This window comes from Staphylococcus sp. HMSC072H03 (genome assembly GCF_001809305.1).
Taxonomy (GTDB): Bacteria; Bacillota; Bacilli; order Staphylococcales; family Staphylococcaceae; genus Staphylococcus; species Staphylococcus hominis.
This window is the reverse complement of record NZ_KV796881.1, coordinates 158,798-168,484: the sequence shown is the minus strand read 5'-3', so window position 1 is coordinate 168,484 and position 9,687 is coordinate 158,798. Positions and strand designations below refer to the sequence as shown.

General features: G+C 32.1%; 8 protein-coding genes and 1 pseudogene. 1 reads left to right on the top strand and 8 read right to left on the bottom strand.

Annotated features, from left to right (window positions below):
- Positions 1-211: 211 nt before the first annotated feature.
- A pseudogene (locus HMPREF2578_RS03730) lies at positions 212-685 on the top strand (transposase); the annotation flags it as partial.
- 74 nt (positions 686-759) lie between these two features.
- Here HMPREF2578_RS03730 and rplS read toward each other — a convergent pair.
- From rplS to smc, 8 genes are all read right to left on the bottom strand, one after another.
- Entirely contained in the window at positions 760-1,110 is a 351-nt protein-coding gene (gene rplS / locus HMPREF2578_RS03725; RefSeq protein ID WP_002448843.1) for a 50S ribosomal protein L19, read from the bottom strand.
- Between the two features lie 104 nt (positions 1,111-1,214).
- Positions 1,215-1,952, bottom strand: coding sequence for a tRNA (guanosine(37)-N1)-methyltransferase TrmD (trmD, locus tag HMPREF2578_RS03720; protein WP_017174587.1), 738 nt, complete (start codon positions 1,950-1,952; stop codon positions 1,215-1,217).
- Positions 1,952-2,452, bottom strand: a complete 501-nt coding sequence (gene rimM, locus HMPREF2578_RS03715) for a ribosome maturation factor RimM (RefSeq protein WP_017174586.1) — start codon at positions 2,450-2,452, stop codon at positions 1,952-1,954. Before rimM ends, trmD begins: the two co-directional genes overlap by 1 nt.
- Positions 2,453-2,583: 131 nt before the next feature.
- Positions 2,584-2,859 (bottom strand): 30S ribosomal protein S16, encoded by a 276-nt coding sequence (gene rpsP / locus HMPREF2578_RS03710; RefSeq protein WP_002448807.1) that lies wholly within the window; start codon positions 2,857-2,859, stop codon positions 2,584-2,586.
- A gap of 261 nt (positions 2,860-3,120) precedes the next feature.
- Positions 3,121-4,491, bottom strand: coding sequence for a signal recognition particle protein (gene ffh, locus HMPREF2578_RS03705; RefSeq protein WP_002448737.1), 1,371 nt, complete (start codon positions 4,489-4,491; stop codon positions 3,121-3,123).
- Between the two features lie 20 nt (positions 4,492-4,511).
- Positions 4,512-4,844: a putative DNA-binding protein gene (locus tag HMPREF2578_RS03700; RefSeq protein WP_017174585.1), complete on the bottom strand. Its 333-nt coding sequence runs from the start codon at positions 4,842-4,844 to the stop codon at positions 4,512-4,514.
- Complete coding sequence (gene ftsY, locus HMPREF2578_RS03695) at positions 4,831-6,060, bottom strand: signal recognition particle-docking protein FtsY (protein WP_017174584.1); 1,230 nt, start codon at positions 6,058-6,060, stop codon at positions 4,831-4,833. The genes HMPREF2578_RS03700 and ftsY overlap by 14 nt, the downstream gene beginning before the upstream one ends.
- The gene (gene smc / locus HMPREF2578_RS03690) at positions 6,057-9,626 is read right to left on the bottom strand and encodes a chromosome segregation protein SMC (protein WP_017174583.1); all 3,570 of its coding nucleotides are present in this window, start codon (positions 9,624-9,626) and stop codon (positions 6,057-6,059) included. Before smc ends, ftsY begins: the two co-directional genes overlap by 4 nt.
- Between the last annotated feature and the right edge of the window lie 61 nt (positions 9,627-9,687).

The window sequence follows — 9,687 nt, the reverse complement described above, 5'->3', positions numbered from 1 at the left end:
ATTTATATGTAATTTTACATTGAAATACTTAAGAAAATAAGGCATATTCGTACAATTTAATAAACATCACTAAACTAAATCAACGAGATGTCTTATGTATAAAGATTATAATATGATTCATCTTACTCTACCAATGGTAATTTCAGTTCTCATTCCCATACATGATATTTCACGACATGTAAATGATATTGTAGAAACAAATACTAAGACTGAATTTATTTGTCCGAACAATAAAAGACTAGTATTTAAAAAATATACCTATCACCATGATAAATATGGCTTTAAACGAGATTTTAAATTATATGAATGTGATGATGATTCAGAATGTCCTCTGAAACACCCATGTATGAACTTCAATTCAAAAACAAATAAAAAAGTAATGAAGAATTATAATTGGGAATATTTTAAAGCGCAAATTAATAAAAAGCTTTCAAAAACAAAAACCATCTATAGTCAAAGAAAAATTGATGTGGCGTCTGTTTTTAGATTTATAAAGGCTATTTTGAGTTCCACTCGAATGTCCGTTCGAGGGATAAATAAAGACAAAAGAGAACTAGGATTTGAGCTAATGACACTTAATTTAAGAAAAGTAACAGCTCAATGAGCAGAAAATAATCACAAAAATTATAAAAAAGACAATTTCTATATTATTTCAATAGAAATTGTCTTTTTTTACTTATCTTGAAACTTTATATCCAAGACTCTTTTTTAAATGCGTATTAACTTACCCATTTTTTAGTATAGTTTTCTATATACTGATTAGCGAATTTCTTGAATTCTTGCAGCTTTACCACGTAAACTACGTAAGTAGTATAATTTAGCACGACGTACTTTACCGCGACGTTTAACTTCGATTTTTTCGATTTTTGGAGTGTGTAATGGGAATGTACGTTCCACACCTACACCTGAAGAAATTTTACGAACTGTGAAAGTTTCAGAAATTCCTCCACCGCGGCGTTTAATTACAACACCTTCGAAAACTTGGATACGTTCACGTGAACCTTCGACGATACGTACGTGTACACGTAAAGTGTCACCAGTACGGAAAGTTGGTAAGTCTGTGCGTAATTGTGATTTTGTAACTGCTTCGATTAACTTATGATTACTCATTTTTATACTCTCCTTCAACCTATGTTCTTGCCTAGACATTCATATAGCAGCGGATCATAGTGATTTTTAGTGTCTTTTCACACTTGATATATATTAGCATACTCCTAATTGTTTTTCAATTGGTTTTTATAGCTTTCTAAAAATTCTTTATCCTTATCACTTAATTGATACTTTTCTAGTAAGTCCGGACGTTTATGCAAAGTACGTATTAATTTTTGTTCATGTCGCCATTTTTCTATATTTGCATGATTTCCAGATAACAATACGTCAGGTACAGTCATACCTTTATATTCTCTTGGACGTGTATATTGTGGGAATTCAAGTAAACCATCGGAGAAAGAATCATCTTGATGGGATTGTTCATTACCAAGTACTCCAGGAATTAATCTAACGATAGCATCAGTCATAGTCATAGCTGGTAATTCTCCGCCAGTCAATACATAATCCCCCATTGAAATTTCATCGGTTACTAAATTTTCTCTAATTCTTTCGTCATATCCTTCGTAGTGTCCACAAATAAATACAATATGTTCAGCTTCACTCAATTCTTCAGCAATTGCTTGAGAGAATGGTCGTCCTTGAGGACACATGAGAATGACACGCGTTTTATCAGTACGTTTTAAATCTTTCATTGCATTAAACACTGGTTCTGGTTTTAAAACCATTCCTTGACCGCCACCATACGGATAATCATCCACTTGATTATGTTTATTTTCAGCGTAATCTCTAAAGTTTACAGTATTAACTTCAATAATATTTTTATCTTGCGCACGCTTCAAAATCGAATGATTTAGAACGCCGTCGAACATTTCTGGAAATAATGTTAGGTAATCTATTTTCATTATTCTAATAATCCTTCCATTGGCGTAATACGAATTGTTTTATGTTCAACATCTACTTCTTTAACGACATCTGCTATATATGGAATAAGGTATTCTTTGTCACCTTTAACAACCCATACATCATTGGCACCTGTTTCAAAAATATTAATGACTCTTCCAATTGGTGTATCATTATTAAAAACCGTACACCCAATAATATCAGAATAGTAAAATTCATTTTCATTCAATTCAATATCCTCATGATCACGTTCTTGGAATAAGTAGTCGCCTTTATATTGTTCGACGTCATTAATATTATTAATACCTTCAAATTTAAGCATGTGAAATCCTTTATGTATACGATATGATGTAATAGTCATTTCTATTTCATTATGGTGGTGATTCACGATAAGGACTTCTCCAGGTTGAAAACGTGTATCAGTAAAATCAGAATTAGATTTTACTTTTACTTCTCCTTTAATCCCATGTGTATTTACAATTTGTCCTACTTCTACTTGCATCCTTATCCTCCTTACATAGTCGTTTATTTATACATATTAACATGTTTCTTATAAAGTGAGAATATAATAAAAGCCTGTGACATACCTTATGCCACAGACCTGTTATTATATGATATTGATATTATTATCAATTATTTTGAACGTTTTTGTTCATCAAATGTTTTTAAAATACCTTGTTTTGATAAGATATTGTGAACAGTATCAGTTGGTTTTGCACCGTCTTTTAACCATTTTAAAGCTAATTCTTCATCGATTTTAACTTCTGGTGCATTTACACTTGCTGGATTGTAAGTACCGATTTGTTCGATGATACGACCATCACGTGGTGAACGCGCATCAGCTACAACGATACGATAGAATGGATTTCTTTTTGAACCTAAACGAGTTAAGCGAATTTTAACTGCCATTTATAAAACTCTCCTTTAAATCTTTTAATTTTTATTTTCTACAAGAAATAATAATAACAGGAACCTCCAACTTTGTAAAGACTTTTTTCTTTACCAAATCTAGATTTATGAAATAAATTGTAGATTTGATTATGTACTAGCTTTAACTAGAGCTTACCTTTATTCATTTTAGTTATGTATGTGCCAATGTACATGCGTTCCTTTACTTATTTATGAAAAAGCGGAATAACACTTAGGATGTTATTCCGCTTTCATTACTTTTTAGAATGGTAAATTCATGCCTTTTAACATATTTTCCATTTGGCTACGTTTACCTTTTTTACCTTTACGACCATTACCCGTAAATTGTTTCATCATTTTTTTCATATCATTAAATTGTTTCATTAAACGATTCACTTCCTGCAATGAACGGCCTGAGCCTTTTGCTATACGTTTCTTTCTTGAAACATTTAAAATTGCTGGATCTTGTCTTTCATTAGGTGTCATTGATTGAATAATAGCTTTAATATGGTCAATTTGTTTGTCACTCATATTTAGCTTATCTAAGCCTTTCATTTTATTCATACCTGGAATCATTTTCATAATATCATCCAGTGGTCCTAAATTCTTCACTTGATCCAATTGTTCTAAGAAGTCATCTAATGTAAATGAAGACTCACGCATTTTCTTTTCTAAATCTTTAGCTTTTTCTTGGTCCACATCTTGTTGCGCTTTTTCAATAAGACTTAATACGTCACCCATACCTAGTATACGAGATGCCATACGCTCTGGATGGAATAATTCTAAACCATCCATTTTTTCACTCATACCAACAAATTTAATTGGTTTATGTGTTACTGCACGAATAGAAAGTGCCGCACCACCACGAGTATCTCCGTCTAATTTAGTTAAAGTCACACCAGTGACATCCAATTGCTCATCAAATGATTGCGCAACGTTCACAGCATCTTGTCCTGTCATTGCATCTACAACAAGCATAATTTCATCTGGTTTTGAGATTTCTTTAACATCAGCTAATTCATTCATTAATGTTTCATCAATGTGTAAACGTCCCGCAGTATCGATAATTACAAAGTCCAAATGTTCTTCTTTAGCATATCTTAATGCGTTATCTACAATTTGTTGTGGTTTAACTTGATCACCTTCACTATAAACAGGTACATCAAGTTGTTTACCTACTGTTTGTAATTGATTAATCGCAGCTGGACGATATATGTCGGCTGCTACTAACATTGGCTTTTTATTATATTTTTTACGCATTAACAATGCCAATTTACCAGCGGTAGTTGTTTTACCTGCCCCTTGTAAACCAACCATCATTACAACTGTGGGTGGCTTATTAGCCATTTTAATAGATGTATTTTCTCCACCCATTAATTGTGTTAATTCATCTTGTACTATTTTTATAACTTGTTGTCCAGGTGTTAAAGACTGCATAACGTCTGATCCCAAAGCACGTTCGGAAACTGTTTTAACGAAGTCTTTGACTACCTTGAAGTTAACATCGGCTTCTAACAATGCTAATCTAACTTCACGCATCATTGTTTTAATATCCGCTTCTGTTACTTTACCTTTACCGCGAATTTTTTGCATCGTGGCTTGTAAACGATCGGATAATCCTTCAAATGCCATATTAACAACCTCCTTATAAATTATTCTAGTTCTTCTAATTTTTGGATTAAATGTTCCAGTTTTTTAGTATCATGAATAGATTGTTTCATTTCGTTATAAATCATTTGACGTTGTTCAAATTTCTCATATAACTTTAATTTAGTTTCATAGTCTTCTACTAAATCGCCAGTTCTTCTTATATTATCATAAACCGCTTGTCTACTCACTTTAAACGTTTCAGCAATTTCACTTAATGAGTAATCATTTAGATAAAATAACTCAAGATAATTCTTTTGTTTTTCAGTAAGCAAAGAATGGTAAAAATCAAATAGATAATTCATTCTTAACGTTTTAACTAAATCATTTTTCCCCATTTTGGTGTTCCTCATTATTATCTGTTAAGCTTTGCATTTCATCAGGGATATTATCATTTTGCTCAATCATATCAGCAAACAATCCATATACATAACTTTCAGGATTAAATGGTTGTAAATCATCTAGTTTTTCACCTAAACCAACGTATTTTACTGGAATATGCAATTCGTTTCGAATAGCAAGTACAATACCACCTTTTGCTGTGCCATCTAATTTAGTGAGCACAATCCCTGAAACGTTGGTTACTTCTTTGAATGAACGTGCTTGTGATAGTGCATTTTGACCAGTGGTTGCGTCTAAACATAATAATGCTTCATGTGGTGCATCTGGAACAGCACGACTAATGACTCGTTTCATTTTGTCCAATTCTTGCATTAAGTTTGATTTATTTTGTAAACGACCTGCTGTATCACAAATTAATATATCTACATCTTTATTCTTAGCCGCATTGATTGCATCATAAACCACTGCTGCAGGATCAGAACCTTCGCTTTGTCTGATTACCTCTACGCCTACACGATCGCCCCAAACTTGTAATTGTTCAATTGCACCTGCTCTGAAAGTATCACCAGCAGCCAACATAACTTTTTTACCTTCCATTTTATAACGATGTGCCAATTTACCAATCGTTGTAGTTTTACCTACACCATTGACCCCAACCATTAAAATGACATTTAATCGGCCATCTTCGATATTCATTGCTTCTGAATGATCATCTTCTTGGTGATAAATTTCTACAATTTTTTCAACGATAACTTCTCTTAAACCTTCAGTTTCTTTGATATTACGACGTTGTGCTTCTGTACGTAATTCATCCGTTAATTGCATAACCGTATTGAAACCTACATCCGCAGTAATCAACATTTCTTCTAAAGCTTCGAAGAAATCTTCATCTACAGTTCTATAACGTGCAATCAAGTTATTTAATTGCTCCTGGAAGTTTTCTCTTGATTTTTCTAAACCTGCTTTAAATTTCGCTCCCATTTTTTGAGCTTCAATTTCTTCAAAATCTTCAATTGAAATTAACCCATCTTCGTCAAAGTCAGCTTCGCTTAATTTACGTGGTTTTTTCTTTTTTGGTGCAGGTTCTTCATTTTCTTGTTCATTGTCTTTTGTTGATGGTTGATCTAATTCCTCATCTTCCGTTAATTCCTTTTCAATATCTTCAGTCGACTTTGTAGAAAATTTATCTTTTAGTCGTTTGAAAAAACTCATGCATTTTCCTCCTTCATAACCTCATCTATTGTATTTAAATTTACACTTACTAATTTTGAAACGCCTGACTCTTGCATTGTAACACCATATAAACGATCCGAATACTCCATGGTACCTTTTCTATGCGTAATGACAATAAACTGTGTTTTTTCCGATAAATCATTTAAAAACTGTGCGTAACGAATAACATTAGCTTCATCCAAAGCTGCTTCCACTTCGTCTAGTATAACAAATGGTGCTGATCTTACTTTTAAAATAGCAAACAGTAATGCAATAGCACTTAATGCGCGTTCGCCACCACTTAATAAAGAAAGATTTTGTAATTTTTTACCTGGTGGTTGAACAATAATATCTACTCCTGCAGACAAGTAATCATCATCCGTAAGCTCTAACTTGGCATGACCACCACCAAAAAGTGATTGAAAGACAGTTGTGAAATAATCTTGTACTTCAAAAAATGTAGCTTTGAAACGATCTTTTACTTCTTGATCCATTTCATTAATGATTTGTTCTAAAGTCTGTTTTGCTTCTCTTAAATCATTTCTCTGTTCATTCAAAAATGTATAACGTTCATTTAATTCTTCAAATTGTTCAATAGCATTAACATTAACTGAACCTAATTCTTCAATTGACATCTTAGTTAATTTTACTTTTTTTCTTAATGTTTCTATTGAAACATCTGATTGATAAGTTTCTCTCGCACGTTCAAGTGTAAGATGATACGTTTCATTTAAATGATTCATTGCGTGATTAATAAGAACATCTAATTTAGACTGTTGGGCCTTAATATCTTGATAAAAACTTTCAATAGATAATAAATCTTGATGGCATTGTTCGAGTTTGTACTCATGAATTTCAATATCTTCATTTATAGAATCTTTCTGTTCTTTTAAAGTATCAAGTTTTTGTTTTAATTTATCACGTTGAGACGCTTTATCTTGGATACTTGATTGAAGTTGTTGAAATGCTTTTTCGCCCATCATATCGTCAGAATTAAATAATTCTATTTTCTCTTTAGTTGCAATGATTTGTTGGTTAATTTGTGCAAGTTGCTTATCTATTCTTTCCAATGACATAATTTGATGACTTATTTTTTCTTTAACGACTGCAACATCAGAACGTTTTTGATTTAATTCTTTTTCAACTTGCGATACATTTTCTTTACCTTCTTTAGAGAGTTTTGAATATACCTCTATGTCATTTTCAAGTTGTTTTAGTTGCTCTTGAATTTCAGATAAACGCAATTGTTGTTGCTTTAATGTGTGACGACTTTTTTCACTTTGATAGCCATCATTTTTCTCAAATTCAAATTCTTCATGTTCACTTTTTATATGTGTTTCTTGTTTTTTCAATCGATCTAAAGTCAATGTTTCTTCGTGAGCGGTATCTTTTAATTGATGATATTGTTGGCTTAACTCTACATACTTATTACTTAATGTCTCAACTTTCTCTTTTTGCTTTTGCAATTGTTGTTCGAATTCTTTTGTTTTCTCTTCGTAGTCGTTTAATTGTATTTTCATTGTTGCCAATTCATCTTTTTGAGCTAAAATACTTTTTGATTGACGCATTCCGCCACCTGTCATTGCTCCTCCTGGATTAACGATATCTCCTTCTAAGGTAACGATTCGTGCTTTATATTGAATCGCTCTTGCAAGTTCATTCGCAATTTTAAGATTCTCCACTATAATTGTAGTACCCATCAAATTATCTATCACAGCTTGATACGTTTGATTAACTTCAACCGCTTCCGATGCAATATTAATAAAACCATCAAAATTTCGAGCTATATTTTGAATATGATGAGATAAACTTCTTGCTCTAATTACATTTAGTGGTAAAAATGTTGCTCTTCCTAATCCTCGTTGTTTTAAAAATTTTATCGCTTGGCGACCATCTTTTTCATTATTTACAATAATGTGTTGTAATGAGGCTCCTAACGCTGTTTCAATCGCTTGTGTCAATTTTGATGGTACCTTGATGACTTCAGCTACTGCACCATGAATACCACTTAAAGTATTCTCTTTTGCTTTTAATATATGTTTTACTCCATTAAAAAAGTAGGAATAGTCTTCTGCTTGTGTTTCTAAACTTTCCATACGCACGCGCATTTTATCAGTATATCGATATGCTTGATATAACTTATCTTCATATGTCGCTTCTATACGTTTTGCTTCAGATAAACGATCTTCAACATCACGCATGTCTTTCTCTGTTATGTTCATTTTTTGTGATGTAGTAGTATGCGCTTGTTCTGTTTGATGTATGTCATTTTGAATATGTTTAAGTTGATCAAATACTTCTATTAATCTTGCATCGAGACGTGTTTTTTTGGTTTCATTTTCTTGAATAGTACGTTCTAAAAAACGAATATCATTATTCACTTCAGATTGCTCGGACATTAATTCATAATATTCATTTTTAATAGTTTCTAATTTTTCATCATGTTGTGCATCTGTAAGATTAAGTTTTGATTCTAACTGTTTAATCTCTTTATTAAGCGATTGATGCTGTTTTTTAAGTTTAGATACTTGTTCTACAGAAAGTTCTCTTTCATCTTGAACATTCTTTAATTCATACTGTAAATTATCTAATTCTTCTTCAAATCGTGCATTCGTTTCTGATTGATTTCTTTTTCGCTCTTCAAGTACATTTAATTTTCCAATAAATTTTTCATATTCCTCAGTTGTAGTAATTAAATCTATATTAGTGTGGTCGGTATCTCTTTCAAGTTTTTGACGTTGCGTTTTTTGTTTTTGTAAATATTGATTTAATTGAGCTTGTTGACCTTCTTTTTCAGCTTGTTGGCTTTTTAGATGATTCAATCGTTCATCGAGTTGACGATTCTCTTCATCATATTGATTAATATCGTGTACAGTTACGACAACATCACTATGCTCCATCTCTTTTGATAATTGTAAGTATTCTTTAGCAATAGATGCTTCTGCTTTTAGAGGTTCAACACGCCCTTCTAAATCATATAAAATATCCTCTACTCGAGATAGATTATCTTCTGTATGACCTAGCTTTTGTAAAGATTCCGTTTTTCTTTTTTTATACTTTAAAACACCCGCTGATTCTTCTATGATTTGACGTCGGTCAACAGGTTTAGCATTTAAAATTTCATCTACTCTACCTTGTGAAATAATACTAAACGCTTCTTTTCCTAGACCAGAATCTAAAAATAACTCTGTAATATCGCGTAGACGTGCCCTATCATTATTTAAATAATATTCGCTTTCTCCACTACGATAAAGACGACGTGTTACAATCACATCATCAGCCTCAATCTGCAACTCTCTTGTAGAATTATCTAATTTTAATTGTACTTCTGCATAATTTTGTGCTTGACGATGTTCTGCCCCTGAGAAAATAATATCTTCCATTTTAGAGCCACGAAGCGACTTAGCAGATTGTTCTCCTAAAACCCATTTAATCGCATCAGTAATATTACTTTTCCCACTACCATTTGGACCAACAATTGCTGTCACGCCTTTATCGAACTGTACATTCGTACGATCTGCAAATGACTTAAAGCCAACGGTATCTATAGATTTCAAATAAACCATACTCTTCTCCTTAATTCATTCATACTCATTCTTGTTGAAAAGAAGATAATATATGAAATGC

Bases quoted from the DNA above. Each gene is read 5' to 3' on its own strand.
- rpsP (WP_002448807.1), bottom strand. From the start codon at position 2,859: ATGGCAGTTAAAATTCGCTTAACTCGTTTAGGTTCAAAAAGAAATCCA.
- smc (WP_017174583.1), bottom strand. From the start codon at position 9,626: ATGGTTTATTTGAAATCTATAGATACCGTTGGCTTTAAGTCATTTGCA.
- trmD (WP_017174587.1), bottom strand. From the start codon at position 1,952: ATGAAAATAGATTACCTAACATTATTTCCAGAAATGTTCGACGGCGTT.
- ftsY (WP_017174584.1), bottom strand. From the start codon at position 6,060: ATGAGTTTTTTCAAACGACTAAAAGATAAATTTTCTACAAAGTCGACT.
- rimM (WP_017174586.1), bottom strand. From the start codon at position 2,452: ATGCAAGTAGAAGTAGGACAAATTGTAAATACACATGGGATTAAAGGA.
- ffh (WP_002448737.1), bottom strand. From the start codon at position 4,491: ATGGCATTTGAAGGATTATCCGATCGTTTACAAGCCACGATGCAAAAA.
- HMPREF2578_RS03700 (WP_017174585.1), bottom strand. From the start codon at position 4,844: ATGGGGAAAAATGATTTAGTTAAAACGTTAAGAATGAATTATCTATTT.
- rplS (WP_002448843.1), bottom strand. From the start codon at position 1,110: ATGAGTAATCATAAGTTAATCGAAGCAGTTACAAAATCACAATTACGC.